The organism is Cellulomonas algicola (genome assembly GCF_019024305.1).
GTDB lineage: Bacteria > Actinomycetota > Actinomycetes > Actinomycetales > Cellulomonadaceae > Cellulomonas > Cellulomonas algicola.
The window spans coordinates 368310-385295 of the sequence record NZ_JAHKSJ010000002.1 but is presented as its reverse complement, the minus strand read 5'-3'; the positions used below and the strand labels follow the sequence as shown (position 1 = coordinate 385295).

The window sequence follows — 16986 nt, the reverse complement described above, 5'->3', positions numbered from 1 at the left end:
GCGATCGGTCGTGATCGCCCTGGTCAGCACCGGTCGCCGGCCGGTCGGGCGCCGGTGCCGCGCGGTCGCGCGTCGGTCGTGCGCCCCGTCAGGACCGGGGACGGCCCGGGCCGCGCATCCCGCGCTGGTACTCCTTGGTGACCTTCTTCCACCGCGCGCGCTCCTCGGCGGCGAGACGCGCGTCGACGCGGCGCGCCTGGTAGGCGGCCTCGCGCTCCAGCCGCCGGTACGAGTCGAGCCGCCGGGGTGCCAGGTCGCCGGACTCGAGGGCCGCGCGGACCGCGCAGCCGGGCTCCTGCTCGTGCCGGCAGTCGGAGAACCGGCAGGCGGCCGCGAGCTCCGCGACGTCGGAGAACGTGGCGTCGAGCGCGTCGGCGTCGGCCACCACCCCGACGCCACGGATCCCGGGGGTGTCGACGAGCATCGCGCCGTCGGCCAGCGGGACGAGCTCGCGGTGCGTCGTGGTGTGCCGGCCCTTGCCGTCCGAGCGGCGGTCGCCGACGTCCATGACCGGCCGTCCGGCCAGGGCGTTGACCAGCGTCGACTTGCCCGCACCCGACGGACCGACGACGACGAGCGTGTGCCCGGGCCGCAGGACGTCCTGCCGGAGCTCGTCGAGCCCGCGCCCGTCCTGCGCGGACACCGCGTGCACGTCGACCGCGAGCGCGACGCGCGCGACGTCGGCGGCCATGCCGTCGGGGTCGGGCACCAGGTCCGCCTTGGTGAGCACGACGACGGGCCGGGCGCCCGACCGCCAGGCCAGCGTGAGGAGCCGCTCGACGCGGCCCAGGTCGGGGTCCGGGTCGAGGTGCTCGACGACGAGGACCGCGTCGACGTTCGCGGCGAGCGCCTGGGTCCGCGAGGTCTCGCCCGCGGTGTCGCGCACGAGCGCGGTGGTCCGCGGCAGCATCGTCGCGACGCGCGGGCCGTCGGGGGTCTCGTCGAGGAGCAGCCAGTCCCCCACCGTCGGGGGTGTGCGGCCGTCGTCCCCCGCGACGCAGCCGTCGCGGTCGAGGGGGACGCGGCGCGGCTCGTCGGGCTCGGCGGCGGCGCCGACCGGGCGCGCGTCGTGCGGGACGAGCGCCTGCGCGGGCAGCACGAGGACCGCGCCCCGGTCGGCGCGGACCACGCGCACGGCCCCCGCGGGGATCGTGTCCGGTTCGGTCGTCATCGGGCCGACGGTAGGCGCGCCCACGACGGGCGGGCCACGGATTTGGCGGCCCGCGACCGGCCCGCGGTCAGACCACGCCGAGGGCGAGCATCGCGTCGGCGACCTTGGTGAAGCCCGCGATGTTGGCGCCCACGACGTAGTTCCCAGGTGCGTCGTACGCGTCGGCGGTCGTCAGGCAGCGGTCGTGGATCGCGTGCATGATCCCGGCGAGCCGCTGCTCGGTGTACTCGAACGACCACGCGTCGCGGCTCGCGTTCTGCTGCATCTCGAGCGCGGACGTCGCGACGCCGCCCGCGTTGGCGGCCTTGCCGGGCGCGAAGAGCACGCCGGCCTCGGTGAGCAGCGCGACGGCGGCGGGCGTCGTCGGCATGTTGGCGCCCTCGGACACCGCGAGGACGCCGGAGCGGGCGAGCGCGGCGGCGTCGTCCTCGTCGAGCTCGTTCTGCGTCGCGCACGGCAGCGCGACCTCGGCGCCGACCTCCCAGACGCGGCGGCCGGGCACGAACGTCGCGCCGCGGCGCTCGGCGTAGACGGACACGGGCAGGCGCTCGGCCTCGCGGACCTGCTGGAGCAGCGGGAGGTCGATGCCGCGCTCGTCGAGCACGTAGCCGGTCGAGTCCGAGCAGCCCACGACGTGCCCGCCGAGCTGCTGCGCCTTCTGGATCGCGTACTGGGCGACGTTCCCGGCGCCCGACACGACGACGCGGCGGCCGTCGAACGACTGGCCGCGGGTGCCGAGCATGCGCTCGGCGAACAGGACCGTGCCGTAGCCGGTGGCCTCGGTGCGGACGAGCGAGCCGCCCCACGACAGGCCCTTGCCGGTGAGGACGCCGGCCTCCCAGCGGTTGGTGATGCGCTTGTACTGGCCGAACAGGTAACCGATCTCGCGGCCGCCGACGCCGATGTCGCCCGCGGGCACGTCGGTGTGCTCGCCGAGGTGGCGGTACAGCTCGGTCATGAAGGACTGGCAGAACCGCATGACCTCGCCCTGGCTGCGGCCGCGGGGGTCGAAGTCCGAGCCGCCCTTGCCGCCGCCGATCGGCATGCCCGTGAGCGAGTTCTTGAAGACCTGCTCGAAGCCCAGGAACTTCACGATGCCGAGGTACACCGACGGGTGGAACCGCAGGCCGCCCTTGAACGGGCCGAGCGCCGAGTTGTACTCGACGCGGAAGCCGCGGTTGATCTGCACGCGCCCGGAGTCGTCGACCCACGGCACGCGGAAGATGATCTGCCGCTCGGGCTCGCACAGGCGCTCGAGGACGGCGGCGTCGACGTACTGCGGGTTCTTGCGCAGGACCGGCTCGAGGCTCTCGAACACCTCGCGGACGGCCTGGTGGAACTCGCGCTCCCCGGGGTTGCGTCGCAGGACCTGGTCGAGGATGTCGGCGAGCTGCTCCTTCATCGGCCCATGGTCACACGGCGGCTCCGGTGCGTGGGGCAACCGTCTCACGGGGATCTCCGGCGCGGGCGTCGAGGCGCACCAGCAGGTCGGCCAGGGCCGCCGAGATCGGCAGCCCGGTCGCGAGCTCGACGAACAGCCACTGGCCCGCGGGGTTGACCTCGAGGAACACGTGCTCCCCGTCCGGTGCGACGCGGAAGTCGGCCGCGCCGTACCGCAGGCCCAGCGTCGCGACGAGGTCGACCAGCCGGCGCTCGACGTCGTCGGGCAGCCGGTGCGTGCTGATCGGCGCGTTCATCGTGTCGATCCGGAAGTCGAACTCGTACGCCGACCGGTCGGCGCGGATCTCCGCCGCGAACACCTGGCCGTCGACGACGGTCGCCCGCACGTCCCGCCCGCCCGGCACGAGCTCCTGGAAGATCACCGGCGCGAACCGCACGGCGTCGATCATCTCGACGTCCTCGGCGCGCACCGGCCGGGTCTCGCGCCACGTGCGCGGCGTCGCGGAGAACGACTTGTAGACGACGCCGGACGGCTCCGAGCCGACGAAGTCGCGCGCCTGCGCCGGGTCGTTCGTCATGCACGTGCGCGGCACCCGCAGCCCGAGCCGCGCAGCGAGCTGGAGCTGCCGCATCTTGCGCGACGCCACCTCGTCCCGGTCCGGGTCGTTGACCCACTCCGCATCCATGCACGCCCACAGGCCCGCGACCATCGCAGCGCACTCGCCGTGCGCGAAGCCGCGGTCGTGCGGGCGCGTCACCTCGTCGTGCAGGACGAACGGCTGCGGGCGACGCCACCAGACGGCGCCGACGTCCGCGAGGTCGAGCGTGCCGTCGGCGTCCGCCCACGTGCCCGTCCAGGTCCCGTCGGGACGCTGCCGGGTGGTGAGCGCGGCCGCCGCGGGCACGCGCGACGTGTCGAGCAGCCGGTGCCCGGCACCCCGGTCGTCGAGGTGCCGGGCCACGGTCTGCGTGTGCAGGTCGCCCGCGTGGGAGACGATGCCGATCACGTCGGCCTCGTCAGCCGTCCGCCTCGCCCGCCAGGGTCGCGTGGAGCGCCTGGAGCGAGCCGAGGACCTGCGTCTGGGTGGCGATGAGCGCCTCGAGCTCGGCGAGCACCGCGGCGAGGACCGTGTCGCCGGCCTCGTCCTGGCCGAGCGAGATGTACGGCCCGGCCTGGACGAACGGCCGCTGGCCGCCGACGAGGCCGCCCGTCAGGCCCGGGTTCACGACGGTCCCGCCGGGGTTGAGGATGCCGACGTCCGCGGCGAACAGCGTGCCGGGCTGGTCCGCGGCGCCCGAGTCGATCGCGACCGGTGTGCCCGCGTCGAGCGCGATGTGCGTGTCCCGGTTCAGCGACGTGAGGTTGTCCCGCTGGACGGGCGTGGCGAGGTCCTGCGCGAGCGGCGTGCCCAGGTGGTCCTGGAGCGTCGCGGTGCCGATGTCCGTGGCGTGCGTCGTCGCCAGGTCCTGGGACAGCGGGGTGCCGAGCAGGTCCTGGATCTTCGGCGTCGCCGTGTCGGCGGCGATCGTCGTCGCGACGTCCTGGGCGATCGGGGTGCCGATCACGTCCTGGAAGCCCGTGTCCGTCGACGCGGCCGTGTCGGCGGACAGCAGCGTGCCGGTGATGTCGGCCGCGAGCGGCGTCGCGAAGTCCAGCCCGGACCCGGTGCTCGAGCTCGGCGTGAGCCCTTGCAGCGTGGGCGACGCCGCGACGATCGCCGCGATCGCGGTCCCCGAGTTGCTGCCGCCCGTGGCCGTGCAGCCGCCGTTGGTGTGCACGCCGACGACGCGTCCCGACGGGGAGTGCAGGATGCCGGACCCGGAGTTGCCGCCGAGGGTGTCGATGTCGGCGTACCGGATGGTGGTCGCGGTGACCTGCGTGGCCGGTCCCGCCTCGATGCGCTTCGGTGCGCCGACGGGGTGGCCGATGATCGCGAGCATGTCACCTACCGCGGGGTTCGCGGTGCCGAACTCGGACCAGCCGTAGGTGTGGCCGGGGTTGCCGGCGACGCGGAACAGCGCCATGTCGAGCCCGCCGAGCCGGTACTCGACGAGCTGCGTGATCGCGAACGACTGCTCGGCCTGGAGCGTGCCGCCGGAGTCCACCTGGTAGTTGAGGTTGACGTGCATGGCCGTCGCGGCCTGCTGCGGCGACAGCGGGGTGCTCGTACCGTTCTGCCGCGGGATCGTCCAGCCGTTCGGGTCCGGGTCGAACAGGTGGCCGCACGTGAGGACGAGGTCCGGGCCGATGAGCGTGCCGGTCCCCCACCGCACGCCGTTGACGTTGCCCGGGTTGGTGAACGTCGTCGCGAGGTCGCTGTTCCACTGCACCTGCACGACGGGCCGCTCGTGGGCGTTGACGAACGCGACGGTCACGCCGAGCGTGCCGTCGTACTGCTCGACCTCCTGCGAGTCGTCCGTCGCGCCGCAGATGGACCGCAGCACGTCGGCGTACGGCACGCGTTCCCCGGCTCCGCGGGTCTCCTGCCCCGGCAGGTCCTCGAGGTGCGGCGGGTACAACCCGTCGCCGCCGAGGTCGGCCGGCTGCTTCTTCTTCGCTGGCATGGCCGTGCTCCTTCAGGTCGGCGACAGTCCCCCTGCCGCGCCACCGAGGAAGGAGCGCGGCGCCGGCGCTCGGATACCGGGGGGCGTCCGCGGAGGCGTCGCGCTCGAAACGATTCGGGTCCGTGCCGTCCGGTTTCATGGACCCCGCGCACACCCTGCGCGCGGACGGCACGCCTCCCGGTGCAGCGGCGTGCCGTCCGCACCTGCTCCCGGGCCGCCGACGACCGACGCGGCGCGACCCCGACCGGCCGCCCCGCCCGGCACCCGCACCCCGCACGCACGACGACGCCCGCGCCGCACGAGGCGGACGCGGGCGTCGGGTGCTGCGGTGCGGCGGCGCCGGGCGGGCCGTCGCGGAGGGTCAGCCGAAGTACTGCGGGAGCGTCGCCGACCAGGCGGCGCGCGCCTCGACGAGCGGCAGCGTGAACAGGCCGCGCACCTCGACGGCCGGGGCGTGCTCGTGGTCCGCGTCGTCGACGGGCGTGCCCGCACCCGGGGTGCAGGTCTCCGCGGTCTCGCCGAGCCGGAGCGCCGGGACGCCGCGCGCGGTGCACAGGTCGAGCAGGCGCACCTCCTCCGAGCGCGGGACCGCGACGAGCACGCGCCCCTGCGACTCGGCGAACAGCGCCTCGAACGGCGTCACGCCGTCCCGCGCGCACAGCGCGTCCAGGTCGACCTGCACGCCCGTGCCGTAGCGCAGGCTCGACTCGACGAGCGCGATCGCGAGGCCGCCCTCCGAGAGGTCGTGCGCGGAGTCGACGAGGTCGTCGCGGGCCGCGGCGACGAGGACCTGCGCGAGGCGGCGCTCGGCGGCGAGGTCGACGCGCGGCGGCGTGCCGCCGAGGTGCTGGTGCACGACGTCGGCCCACGCGGACCCGTCGAGCTCCGCGCGCGTCTCGCCGAGCAGGTAGACGGCCTGGCCGGGCGTCGTCCAGCCCGACGGCACCGCGTCGGCGACGTCGTCGAGCACGCCGAGCACGCCGACGACCGGCGTCGGGTGGATGGCCGAGTCGATCTTCCCGGGCTCGCCCGTGCCGTTGTAGAGCGAGACGTTGCCGCCCGTGACCGGCACCTCGAGCTCCTGGCACGCGTCCGCGAGGCCGCGGATCGCCTCGACGAGCTGCCACATCGAGTCGGGGTGCTCGGGGCTGCCGAAGTTGAGGCAGTCCGTCACGGCCAGCGGGCGGGCGCCCGTCGTCGCGACGTTGCGGTACGCCTCCGCGAGCGCGAGCTGCGCGCCCGTGTACGGGTCGAGCTTGCCGTAGCGGCCGTTCGCGTCGGTCGCGAGCGCGACGCCCAGGCCGGTGGACTCGTCGACCCGGATCACGCCCGAGTCGTCGGGCTGCGCGAGCGCGGTGTTGCCCTGCACGAAGCGGTCGTACTGGTTCGTGACCCACGACTTGTCCGCGAGGTTCGGGCTCGCGAGCAGCCGCAGGACCGTCTGGCGCAGGTCCGCGGCGGTCGACGGGCGGGCGAACCGCGACTCGTCGGCGACCGAGTCGGCGTTGAGCGCGTCCTGCCACGCGGGGCGCGCGTACGGGCGGTCGTAGACCGGTCCCTCGTGCGCGACGGTCTTCGGGTCGACGTCGACGATGCGCTGGCCGTGGTGGTCGATCGTCAGGCGGCCCGTGCCCGTGACCTCGCCGATCACGGCGGTCTCGACGTCCCACCTGCCGGTGATCGCGAGGAACGCGTCGAGCTTGTCGGGCGCGACGACGGCCATCATGCGCTCCTGCGACTCCGACATGAGGATCTCGCCGGCCGTGAGCGTCGGGTCGCGCAGCAGGACCTTCTCCAGGTCGACGTGCATGCCGCCGTCGCCGTTGGACGCGAGCTCGCTCGTCGCGCAGGAGATGCCGGCCGCGCCCAGGTCCTGGATGCCCTCGACGACCTGCGCCGCGTAGAGCTCGAGGCAGCACTCGATGAGCACCTTCTCCATGAACGGGTCGCCGACCTGCACGGACGGGCGCTTCGACGGCTTGGTGTCGTCGAACGTCTCCGACGCGAGGATCGACGCGCCGCCGATGCCGTCGCCGCCCGTCCTGGCGCCGAAGAGCACGACCTTGTTGCCCGCACCGGACGCGTTGGCGAGGTGGATGTCCTCGTGCCGCAGCACGCCGAGGCACAGCGCGTTGACGAGCGGGTTGCCCTGGTAGGACGCGTCGAAGACGAGCTCGCCGCCGATGTTCGGCAGGCCCAGGCTGTTGCCGTAGCCGCCGACGCCCGCGACCACGCCGTGCACGACGCGCGCGGTGTCCGGGTGGTCGACCGCGCCGAACCGCAGCTGGTCCATGACGGCGACCGGGCGCGCACCCATCGAGATGATGTCGCGCACGATGCCACCCACGCCGGTCGCCGCACCCTGGTAGGGCTCGACGTAGGACGGGTGGTTGTGCGACTCGACCTTGAACGTGACGGCCCAGCCGTCGCCGATGTCGACGACGCCCGCGTTCTCGCCGATGCCGACGAGCAGGTGCTCCTTCATCGCCGGCGTCGTCTTGTCGCCGAACTGGCGCAGGTGCGTCTTGGACGACTTGTAGGAGCAGTGCTCCGACCACATCACGGAGTACATCGCGAGCTCGGCGGCCGTGGGGCGGCGGCCGAGGATGTCGCGGATCCGCTGGTACTCGTCCGGCTTGAGCCCGAGCTCGGCGAACGGCTGCTCCTGGTCGGGCGTCGCGGCGGCGTGCTCGACGGTGTCGGTCGTGGGCGCGGTGCGGGGGGATGCGGTGGTCATCGATTCCCTCGGTGGGGGCGCGGACGGCGGCGGGACGCCGGACCGCGGCGGGGTCGGCAGACGGGGACCAGGGTACCCGCGGCCGGACGGCGGGCCGCTGGGCGTCCAGCGGCAGCGGCGGCGGGACGGCCCCGGCGCGCCGCACGCCCCTGACGTGCAGGTTCTCACCGGACTCTCATCGCCCGGTTCGTCCGTGATGTCCGGATCCCGCCTAGGGTCGTGCCCGCACGCCGTCCGAACCGATCCGCCCGAGGTCCGATGCTCCGCCGCGCCGCCGCCGTCGTCCCGCTGTCCTGCCTGCTGCTCGCAGGCAGCGCGGCCGCCGCGTTCGCGGGCGGCTCGGACGACCCGACGCCCTACACCGTGACCGCCGACGGGCTCACCCTGCCCGGCGGCCGCACGTTCGTGGAGCACGACCACGTCAACGTCCGGTACGTCGTCGACGGCCAGACGCTCACCGCGCAGCTCCACGTCCAGGCCGCGACCGCGCAGGGGGCGTTCGCGGGCCGGACGGGGTTCGCGTGGACCGAGCTGGGCCTGCCCGGCACGTACTGCGTCACGTGGGTCGAGGTCAGCGGGTACAACGAGCACTTCGGCGAGGGCGGGCAGCGGCCGGCGTGCACCGACGCCCCGACCACCGCCGAGCCGGTCGAGCCGATCCCCGCCGTGCCGGCCGGTCCGCCCCCGGCTGCCGCACCCGCCCCGGCGCCGAGCGCGAGCGGGACGCCCGCCCCGACGCCGAGCCCGACCGTGAGCGGTGCGGCGCTCGTCGCGAGCCCGGGCCCGACGTCGTCCGCGTCGGTCGTGCGGTCCGAGGTCCTGAGCGCCGGCGCCGGGTCGGACGGCGCGCTGGCCATCACCGGGAGCAGCCTGCTGGTGCCCGTCCTCGGCGTCGGCACGGCCGCCCTCGCTGCGGGCGTCGTGCTGCGGTCGGTCCACCGTCGCGGGCGGCGCGCCCGCCCCGCGCACCGCCTGTAGGCCGGGACCCGCTCCCCGCCCGGGGCACCACGTCCGGGCACGATCGACGCACTCCCTCGGCAGGACCCCGCCGACGCCTGGCGCGGGTCAGGCGGCCGTGGGCTGCGAGCCGGGGTGCGCGCGGACGTGCACCGCGAGGACGGCGACGTCGTCGTCGGCGTGGCCGTCGAGCATGCGCCCGACGAGGTCGTCGACGCCGCACCCCAGGCCGTCCTCGTCGTCGAGGGACACCCCGGCGAGCGTCTCCGTGAGGGCCTCGCACAGCCTGGCCACCCCGTGCGACAGGTGCTCGCCGCGCCGCTCGACGAGCCCGTCGGTGTAGAGCAGCAGGACGCTGCCCGGCGCGAGCAGGACCTCGTGCTCGGCACGCTCGGTCCCCAGGCCGACCCCGAGGAGCAGCTCGTGACGGCCCACCTCGAGCGCGCGCGCGATCCCGTCGGGCGCCACGACGACGAGCGGGAGGTGGCCCGCGCTGGACCAGCGCAGCCGCCGCGCACCGGCGTCACCCGACGTGACCGACGCGTCGGCCGGGTCGAGGCGCGCGACGACGGCGGTCGCCATGGTGTCGACGCGCAGGCCCTGCATCGCCTCGTCGAGGTCGCGCAGGATCGTCGCAGGCGCGGCGCCCGACGTGTAGCCGATGCCGCGCAGCAGCGTGCGGACCTGGCTCATCGCCGCCGCGGCCTGCGTGTCGTGCCCGATGACGTCGCCGACGGCGAGCACGGTCGAGCCGTCGCGCTGGAGGAACGCGTCGTACCAGTCGCCTCCGACCTGCGCGGCCTTCGACGCGGGCAGGTACCGGACGACGACGTGCAGGCCGTCGGGCTGGACGGGCGGGGAGAGCAGCGCACGCTGCAGCGACTCGGCCATCTGCCGCTGCTCCTCGTAGAGCCGCGCGTTGTCGAGCGCGAGCCCTGCCCGGTCGGCGAGCTGCACGAGCATCGCCAGGTCGTCGCTGGTGAGGTCGCGCCGGCCCGCGTCGAGGAACAGCGTCATCGCGCCGACCGTGCGGCCGCGGGCGCGCAGCGGGATCGCGTACGCGTTCTGCGGCGCGAGCTCGCCGAGCACGGACCGGGCCTCGCCGACCGTGAGGACCTCGGAGATCGCGCGCGTCGCGTCAGGCACCGCGACGACCTCGCCGGTCCGCAGCGCCCGGTACAGGTACGACGACGGGTCGAGCGAGTTGAGCCGGAGCCGCGCGTACCGCGCGACCTTCTCGCGGCTCGCCGGGTCGCCGTGCCACGACGCGATGTCGCGCAGGTGGCGCTGGTCGCTCGACAGCGTGATGAGGCACCACGACGCGAGGCTCGGCACGAGGTGCCGGGCCAGCCGCGCGACGGCGTCCTCGGTGTCGAGCGTCGACGCGAGGTCGTCACCGACCTCCGCGAGCAGCCGCAGCCGCGCCTGGCCGACCTCCGCGCGCTGGCGGGCCCACTCGGCGGCCCGGCGCTCGGTCTCGGCCCGGTCGCGGGCGCGTCGCGCCTCGTCCTGGGACCGGCGGCGCTCCGTGCAGTCGGAGAAGTACACCGACAGCCCGTCCGTGCCGGGCCAGGCGCGCACCTCGTACCAGCGGTCGAGCGGCGCCGGGTAGTAGGCCTCGAACGTGCGCGGCTCGCCGCTGCGGACCGCGCCCCGGTAGTTCTCCTCGAAGGCCGACCCGAGCGCGTCGGGGAACAGCTCCCAGACGACACCGCCGAGCAGCTCCGAGCGAGGCCGCGCGAGCAGCACCTCGGCCTCGGCGTTGACGTAGGCGAACCGCCACGCGTCGTCGAGCAGGAAGAACGCCGCGGACATGGTCTCGAGCACGCGCGAGATGCGGGCGTCGGCGTCGCGTCGGTCGGTCGTGTCGTACGCCGCCCCGAGGACGCGCACGGCCGTGCCGTCGGGCCCCCGGAGCGCCTTGCCTCGCGCCTGCACCCACCGCACCGTGCCGTCCGGGCGGACGACGCGGTACTCGGCGGCGTACTCGGCGCACGCGGCGATCGCGGTGCGCAGCGCCTCGGTCACGCGCCCGACGTCGTCGGGGTGCAGGACCGCCGCGAAGTGCTCGATCGTCCCGGCGAACTCCTCGCGCGGGATCCCGAAGATCGCGTGGAGCTGGTCGTCCCACTCGAGCCGTCCGCTCACGAGGTCCCAGTCGAACCCGCCGACCTCCCCCGCCGTGACGGCGAGCTGCCAGCGCACGCGCTCACCCTCGAGCGCGCGGGCGACGGCCTCGACACCGTCCGGGTGGACGACGCCGTCACGGCAGTCGACGGACGCCGCGGGGGCGTCGTCGTCGGCAGCGTCTCGGACGGGCACAGGCCCCCCTCGGCGGGCAGGTGGGTGCCGCGCGTCCGGACACCAGTCCGGTCAGCATAGGACGCCACAGGGTCGTGACCGGTGGTGACGCCGCGCTGCTAGCGTCCGGCCATGCGCCGCGCCACGTCGTCCGCCGCCGTCGCGGCCGGTGTCGCGCTGCTCCTGACGCTGGTCGGGTGCGGTCCGCGGCGTGCGGACGACGCGACGACGAGCCCGACGCCGTCGGCCTCCCCGACCGACGCGGTGTCGCCCGATCGGACGCCGTCCGCGCCCGCCGCACCCGACGCCGCGACGGTCCGCGCGCAGGGCGTCCCGCTCGTCTCCGGGCCGGTGGCGCTGACGCTCCTGACCGTCGCGCCGGCGACCGTGACGGTCGCGGCCGACGCCGACGGGAGCGCCCGCGCGACCGTCTCGCCCGGCACCGCGCTCGTCGCCGCACCCGCGGGGTGGTCGCTCACGGTGCCGGCCGACGGGTCCGTGCTCGTGACCGACGCCGCCGGGGTGCCGGTGGGCGGCGTGTCGGGCGGGGCTGCGGTGGCCGTCGCGCCGGACCTGGTGCGGGTGGACGGCGCTGCCGGGACCGACCTGTGGCTCGCGTCCGCGACGGTCGCGGCGCTCTCCTGGGGCGACCGGGAGGGCGGCGAGTCGCTCGGTCTCACGCCCACCGCCTGGGCGCGCGCGTCCGGCCTGGCCGCGCAGGACCTCACGTGGGCGCAGCTCGTCGCGCAGGAGCCGCGGGCCGACGCCCCGACGATGCACGACCAGCTGCTCTGCCACATGCTCGGGGCGCCGGACAAGGACCAGTGGAACCTCGAGCCGTGGCGGCCCGACGTGGACGCGTTCACGATGATCGCCGCGCGCTGCAACCCGGAGTAGGACCACGAGGCGCGCAGGGCTTGCGTTCGAGCGCGCTCGAAGCGGCACGGTGTCGTCATGACCGATCTGCGACTGGCACTGGGCACCATCCCCCTCGGCACGACCGTGGACGAGCAGGACTCGTCCGCGATCCTCGACCGGTTCGTCGAGCTCGGCGGCACCCGGCTCGACACGGCCGACAACTACCCGTTCTGGCAGGACGGCTGCACGGGCGACGAGAGCGAGGCGACCATCGGCCGCTGGCTCGCCGCGCGCGGCAACCGCGACGCCGTCGTCCTCTCGACGAAGGTCGGTGCGCGTCCCCGCACACCGGGCGACCGGACGCTCGACGACGTCGAGGGCCTGTCCGCCGCCGCGATCCGCGCGGCCGTCGAGGGGTCGCTCAAGCGCCTCGGCACCGACCGGATCGACGTGTACTGGGCGCACGTCGAGGACCGTGCCGTCCCCCTGGAGGAGACGGTCGGCGCGTTCGGTGCGCTCGTCGCCGACGGCACCGTCGGGGTCCTCGGCGCGAGCAACCACGCCACCTGGCGCCTCGAGCGCGCACGTCGCACCGCGCGCGACCTGGGCGTCGCACCGTTCACGCAGGTGCAGCTCCGGCACACCTACCTGCAGCCGCGGCCCGGCGTCCGGTTGCCCGAGGGCGGGCACACGCTCGCGACCCCAGAGACGTTCGACTACCTCGCCGCCGAGGGCGACCTGACGCTCTGGGCCTACAACACCCTGATGTTCGGGGCCTACACCCGGCCGGACAAGCCGATGCAGGAGCTCTTCGAGCACCCCGGCACGACGGCGCGGCTCGCCGTCCTCCACGAGGTCGCGAGCGAGCTCGGGGTCTCGGCCAACCAGGTCGTGATCGCGTGGCTCGTCGCGCACGGCGTCGTGCCGATCGTCGGTGCGACGCGCGTCGAGCAGGTCGAGGAGGCCGTCGCGGGCGCACGCCTGACCCTCGACGACGACCTCGTCGCCCGCCTGGACGCCCCGGCCTGACGCCGACGCCACCGCCGGCCTCGTCGCGCCCGCCCGGCCTGTGCGTGCGCCACAGGCGCGCGCCGGGTGCGCGACCGGCGCTCGTGCCGCCGTCCAGCCCGCGGGAACAGCCTGGCCGCGCACCCCGGCCGCCCGTCATGCTCGGGTGGTCGGGGTGCCGACGGGAGGGAGCCCCGTGACCGAGACGCTGGCCGCACGCCTGGAGGCGCACCGGACCTGGCTGCGCACGTCGGGGGCCGAGGGCGCGCGCCTCGACCTCGGGTCCGACCCGTCGGCACCCGACCTCGCCGGGGCCGACCTGCGTGGGGCCGACCTTGCCGACGCGGACCTGTTCGGCGTGGACCTGCAGCGCACCGACCTCCGGGGCGCGGACCTGTCCGGTGCGCTCCTCGCGGGCGCGGACCTGCGCGGCGCCGACCTCACGCACGCGCGGCTCGGCAAGGCCGACCTGTCGGGCGTGTGCGCGATCGGCGCGCGCCTGCACCGGACGTGGCTGGTCCGCACCGACCTGACGGGCTCCGACCTCACGGACGCGGACCTCAGCGGCTCCTACCTGGTCCGGACCGACCTGGGCGGCGCGGACCTGCGCGGCGCCGACCTGTCCGACACGGACCTGCACGGCGTCCTCGTCGACGCCACGACGTGGGGCGGGACGACGGTCCGCGGGGCCGTCGGCAGCGTCGGACCCGTCGACGGGGTCGTCGACCTCGCCGGCGACGGCGGCACGGTCCAGCGCACCGTGCCCGAGCTCGTCGTGCTGCTGGCCACCGACGGCGCCGCGCTGTCGACCGTCACCGACGCGCCGGACGCGCCGCCCGCCTGGCGCGGCAGCATCGCCTGAGCACGACACGCGCACACCCCGGCGGAGCCGCGTGCTGGTCGCGACGTCCGACGCGGCGACGGCACCGGCACGCGGACGGGCCCCGGGCTGCGCCTCCACCGCGCGCCCGGGGCCCGTCGTCGTGCCGGGTCAGCGGGTGTGCTTCTCCGGGATCGGGGCGTCGCCCGACGCGCGCTGCGCGCGGTACCAGGCGCGGGCCTCGTCCTGACGCGTCTGCTCGGCGCCCGACGCGATGGGCGCGCGCAGGTGCGCCTGCTCGAAGCCGAACGCGTCGACGAGGTCCTGCGCGTGCGGCCGCAGGCGCGACACGAGCCGGTCGATGTACGACGTGACGGTCCGCGCGCGGCCGGCCGACAGGCGCCCGTTGACCAGGTACCAGGCGAGGTGCCGCTCGACGAGCGTGAGCCCGAACAGGTCGCGGACCCACGTGAGGACCTGCTTCGTGCCCGGGTCGTCGACGCGCGCGAGGGCCGCGGTGAACGACTCCCACTGGACGAGCTCGGCGTGCGCCCGCGCGGCCTCGACGATCGCGTGCTGCTGGCCGTTGAACAGCGCGGCGGACGTCGCGGCGTCGGCCTTCTGGGCCGGGCGCAGGGCCTGCGCGATCTCGGCGACCATCGTCTCGACCCGGTCGACGAGCAGCGCCCGCTGGGTGTCGGTCTCGCGGAGCTGGCCGGCGCTGCGGCGGACGTCGCCGACGTCGGCGATGGTCTGGATCGCGCGGTGCAGGGGCGTCCGGAACCGGGCGGCGTCGGACGCGCGCTCGGCGACGAGCTGCGCGACCTTGACCGCGTCGAGGTGCTTGAAGCCCTTGGCGTAGTCGGTGAGGAGCCGCTTGCCGACAAGCTGGTAGAGCACGGTGTTGTCGCCCTCGAACGTCACGTAGACGTCCATGTCGGCGCGCAGGCTGGTCAGCCGGTTCTCGGTGAGGAAGCCCGCACCGCCGCACGCCTCGCGGCACGTCTGGAGCGTCTTGAGGGCGAACCAGGTCGACGTCGGCTTGAGCGCGGCGGCCAGCGTCTCGAGGTCCTCGCGCGTCTCCGGGGTGTCGTTGCGGCCCGAGAAGACGTCGTCGAACGCGGCGAGCAGGTCCTCGTGCGCGAACCCGGCGGCGTACGTCTCGGCGAGCAGCGGCAGGAGACGCCGCTGGTGCTCGGCGTAGTCGAGCAGCACGACCTCGTCGTTCCCGGCGCCCGCGAACTGGCGGCGCTGGTTGCCGTAGGTGATCGCGATCGTCAGGCCGAGGCGCGACGCGGTGACGGCGGCGCCGTCGAGCGACACGCGGCCCTGGACGAGCGTGCCGAGCATCGTGAAGAACCGGCGGCCCGGGCTCGCGATCGGCGAGGAGTAGGTGCCGTCGGCGTCGACGTCGCCGTAGCGGTTGAGCAGGTTGACGCGCGGGACGCGCACGTGGTCGAACCACAGCCGGCCGTTGTCGATGCCGTTCAGCCCGCCCTTGAGCCCGTCGTCCTCGCCGCCGACGCCCGGCAGGAACTCCATGGTCTGCGGGTCGCGGATCGGGACGTAGAACGCGTGCACGCCGTGGTCGACGCGCGGCTTGCCCGCGGGCGAGGTGATGAGGCGGGCGAACACGACGGCCGCGGTGCCGTGCTGGCCCGCGTTGCCGAGGTAGTCCTTCCACGCCGCACGGAACGGCGTGTGGATGACGAACTCCTCGGTCTCGACATCGAAGGTCGCGGTCGTGCCGATCGCGGCGACGTCCGACCCGTGGCCGGTCTCGGTCATCGCGAACGCACCCGGGACCGCGACGGACAGCGCGTCGGCGAGGAACTGGTCGTGGCTGCGCTCGGTGCCGAGGTGGTAGATCGCGGACGCGAACAGCCCCCACTGCACGCCGGACTTGATCTGCAGCGACGGGTCGGCGTGGCCGAGCTCCTCGAACCGGGCGAGGAACCCGCCGTGGTCCTCGGCACCGCCGAACCGCACGGGGAACGACCGGTGCACGTCGCCCTCGGCGGCGAGCAGCCGCAGCTGGCCGAGCACCCGGTCGCGGTGCTCGGCCAGCGGCAGGCCCTCGATGCGGTGGAACCGCTCGTCGGCCATGAGCCGGCGCGCGCCCAGTCGCAGCTCCGGGTAGTGGCCCAGCAGCAGGTGCGCGAGGTGGTCGACGTCCAGGCGGACGTCGGCGTCGAGCCGGGGGTCGCCCTGCTCGGTCTCCGCCGGGGTCGGGCGGGGGGTGGTCGTCGTCATCGGGACTCCTCCGGGTCTGCGGGGTGCGTCGCGTCAGGGTGGGGTGCGTCGGGTCGGGTGCGGTCGCGGGCGAGCAGGCCGACGGGTCCGGCCCAGAGCCAGGCGGCGACCTGGGCGGTGAGGGCCTCGCGGTCGGGGGCGCCGGGCTGGTCGCGGTGCGCGAGCCACCACTCCCCCGCGCCGCGGACGAAGCCGACGGCGCCGGCGGCCCACGCCTCGGCGAGCGCCACACGCGCGGCCTCGTCGTCGTCGGCGGGGGCGGCCTCGTCGGGGGCGGCCTCGGGCCGGCGGGCGGTGCGGCGGCCGTCAGGCTGCTCCTGCGTGAGCCCGCGCGCGAAGGGGGCGGCGACGAGCGCGGTGACGGAGTCGAGGAAGTGGCCGAGCGGGCCGCCGGACTCGACGGACCCGTCGCGCGTCACGAACGCGTAGACGTTCGGCGAGGACTCGATCATCTCGAGGTAGACCGCGACCATCGCCCGCAGGCCCTCGCGGGGCGTCGGCGAGACGCGCAGGACGCCTTCGAGGGCGCCCTGGATCTGCAGCACGACGGCCTCGGCGACGGCGATCTGCAGGCCGGTCTTGTCGGTGAAGTAGCGGTAGACGATCGACTTCGACGTGCCGGCGGCGGCCGCGATCTCCTCCATCGACACGTCCGGGCCGTGGTGGTGGACCGTGCGGCGCGCGACGCGGACGAGTTCGGCCCGGCGGGCCTCGCGGTGGTCGGCCCAGCGGGTGGAGCGGCCGTCGACGGGCAGCTCGTGGGCGTCGGACAGGCCGTGGTCGGCCGGCGGCGGGGTCCCGGCGTCGGGGCGCAGGAGCGTGGGTCGCGTCGTCGTCGACGGCCCTCGTGTGATGGGGCTCACGAAACCGAAGGTATCAGGTACTGTGGGTTTCGGACACCACTTCGGGACGAAG

12 protein-coding genes are annotated in these 16986 nt (G+C 75.1%); 4 read left to right on the top strand and 8 right to left on the bottom strand.

What is annotated here, in order from left to right:
- Positions 1–88 precede the first annotated feature (88 nt).
- From rsgA to purL, 5 genes are all read right to left on the bottom strand, one after another.
- Positions 89–1171 carry a ribosome small subunit-dependent GTPase A gene (gene rsgA / locus KOV94_RS01755; RefSeq protein ID WP_218051062.1) on the bottom strand — a complete coding sequence of 361 codons (1083 nt, stop codon included), beginning with the start codon at positions 1169–1171 and terminating at the stop codon, positions 89–91.
- 67 nt (positions 1172–1238) lie between these two features.
- The gene (gene gdhA / locus KOV94_RS01750) at positions 1239–2573 is read right to left on the bottom strand and encodes an NADP-specific glutamate dehydrogenase (RefSeq protein WP_124344384.1); all 1335 of its coding nucleotides are present in this window, start codon (positions 2571–2573) and stop codon (positions 1239–1241) included.
- Positions 2574–2583: 10 nt separating this feature from the next.
- Entirely contained in the window at positions 2584–3579 is a 996-nt protein-coding gene (locus KOV94_RS21105) for an MvdC/MvdD family ATP grasp protein (protein ID WP_218051061.1), read from the bottom strand.
- Positions 3580–3589: 10 nt separating this feature from the next.
- Positions 3590–5137: a trypsin-like serine peptidase gene (locus KOV94_RS01740; protein ID WP_218051060.1), complete on the bottom strand. Its 1548-nt coding sequence runs from the start codon at positions 5135–5137 to the stop codon at positions 3590–3592.
- A 361-nt stretch (positions 5138–5498) separates the two neighbouring features.
- Positions 5499–7874, bottom strand: coding sequence for a phosphoribosylformylglycinamidine synthase subunit PurL (gene purL / locus KOV94_RS01735; RefSeq protein ID WP_218051059.1), 2376 nt, complete (start codon positions 7872–7874; stop codon positions 5499–5501).
- A 258-nt stretch (positions 7875–8132) separates the two neighbouring features.
- On the opposite strand from purL, the gene KOV94_RS01730 reads away from it, so the two are divergent.
- Positions 8133–8852 (top strand): hypothetical protein, encoded by a 720-nt coding sequence (locus tag KOV94_RS01730; protein ID WP_218051058.1) that lies wholly within the window; start codon positions 8133–8135, stop codon positions 8850–8852.
- A gap of 87 nt (positions 8853–8939) precedes the next feature.
- On the opposite strand, the gene KOV94_RS21100 is transcribed toward KOV94_RS01730, so the two are convergent.
- Positions 8940–11153 (bottom strand): SpoIIE family protein phosphatase, encoded by a 2214-nt coding sequence (locus KOV94_RS21100; protein WP_218051057.1) that lies wholly within the window; start codon positions 11151–11153, stop codon positions 8940–8942.
- Positions 11154–11264: 111 nt separating this feature from the next.
- Between KOV94_RS21100 and KOV94_RS01720 the strand changes: the two genes are divergently transcribed.
- From KOV94_RS01720 to KOV94_RS01710, 3 genes are all read left to right on the top strand, one after another.
- Positions 11265–12029 carry a DUF2599 domain-containing protein gene (locus KOV94_RS01720; RefSeq protein ID WP_218051056.1) on the top strand — a complete coding sequence of 255 codons (765 nt, stop codon included), beginning with the start codon at positions 11265–11267 and terminating at the stop codon, positions 12027–12029.
- A gap of 57 nt (positions 12030–12086) precedes the next feature.
- Positions 12087–13019 (top strand): aldo/keto reductase, encoded by a 933-nt coding sequence (locus tag KOV94_RS01715; protein ID WP_124342340.1) that lies wholly within the window; start codon positions 12087–12089, stop codon positions 13017–13019.
- Positions 13020–13194: 175 nt separating this feature from the next.
- Positions 13195–13860: a pentapeptide repeat-containing protein gene (locus KOV94_RS01710; RefSeq protein ID WP_160142851.1), complete on the top strand. Its 666-nt coding sequence runs from the start codon at positions 13195–13197 to the stop codon at positions 13858–13860.
- Positions 13861–13989: 129 nt separating this feature from the next.
- On the opposite strand, the gene KOV94_RS01705 is transcribed toward KOV94_RS01710, so the two are convergent.
- Positions 13990–16071 carry an acyl-CoA dehydrogenase family protein gene (locus KOV94_RS01705; RefSeq protein WP_218051054.1) on the bottom strand — a complete coding sequence of 694 codons (2082 nt, stop codon included), beginning with the start codon at positions 16069–16071 and terminating at the stop codon, positions 13990–13992.
- Positions 16068–16934, bottom strand: a complete 867-nt coding sequence (locus KOV94_RS01700; protein ID WP_218051053.1) for a TetR/AcrR family transcriptional regulator — start codon at positions 16932–16934, stop codon at positions 16068–16070. Before KOV94_RS01700 ends, KOV94_RS01705 begins: the two co-directional genes overlap by 4 nt.
- Positions 16935–16986 lie beyond the last annotated feature (52 nt).

Bases quoted from the DNA above. Each gene is read 5' to 3' on its own strand.
- rsgA (WP_218051062.1), bottom strand. From the start codon at position 1,171: ATGACGACCGAACCGGACACGATCCCCGCGGGGGCCGTGCGCGTGGTC.
- gdhA (WP_124344384.1), bottom strand. From the start codon at position 2,573: ATGAAGGAGCAGCTCGCCGACATCCTCGACCAGGTCCTGCGACGCAAC.
- KOV94_RS01740 (WP_218051060.1), bottom strand. From the start codon at position 5,137: ATGCCAGCGAAGAAGAAGCAGCCGGCCGACCTCGGCGGCGACGGGTTG.
- purL (WP_218051059.1), bottom strand. From the start codon at position 7,874: ATGACCACCGCATCCCCCCGCACCGCGCCCACGACCGACACCGTCGAG.
- KOV94_RS01730 (WP_218051058.1), top strand. From the start codon at position 8,133: ATGCTCCGCCGCGCCGCCGCCGTCGTCCCGCTGTCCTGCCTGCTGCTC.
- KOV94_RS01720 (WP_218051056.1), top strand. From the start codon at position 11,265: ATGCGCCGCGCCACGTCGTCCGCCGCCGTCGCGGCCGGTGTCGCGCTG.
- KOV94_RS01715 (WP_124342340.1), top strand. From the start codon at position 12,087: ATGACCGATCTGCGACTGGCACTGGGCACCATCCCCCTCGGCACGACC.
- KOV94_RS01705 (WP_218051054.1), bottom strand. From the start codon at position 16,071: ATGACGACGACCACCCCCCGCCCGACCCCGGCGGAGACCGAGCAGGGC.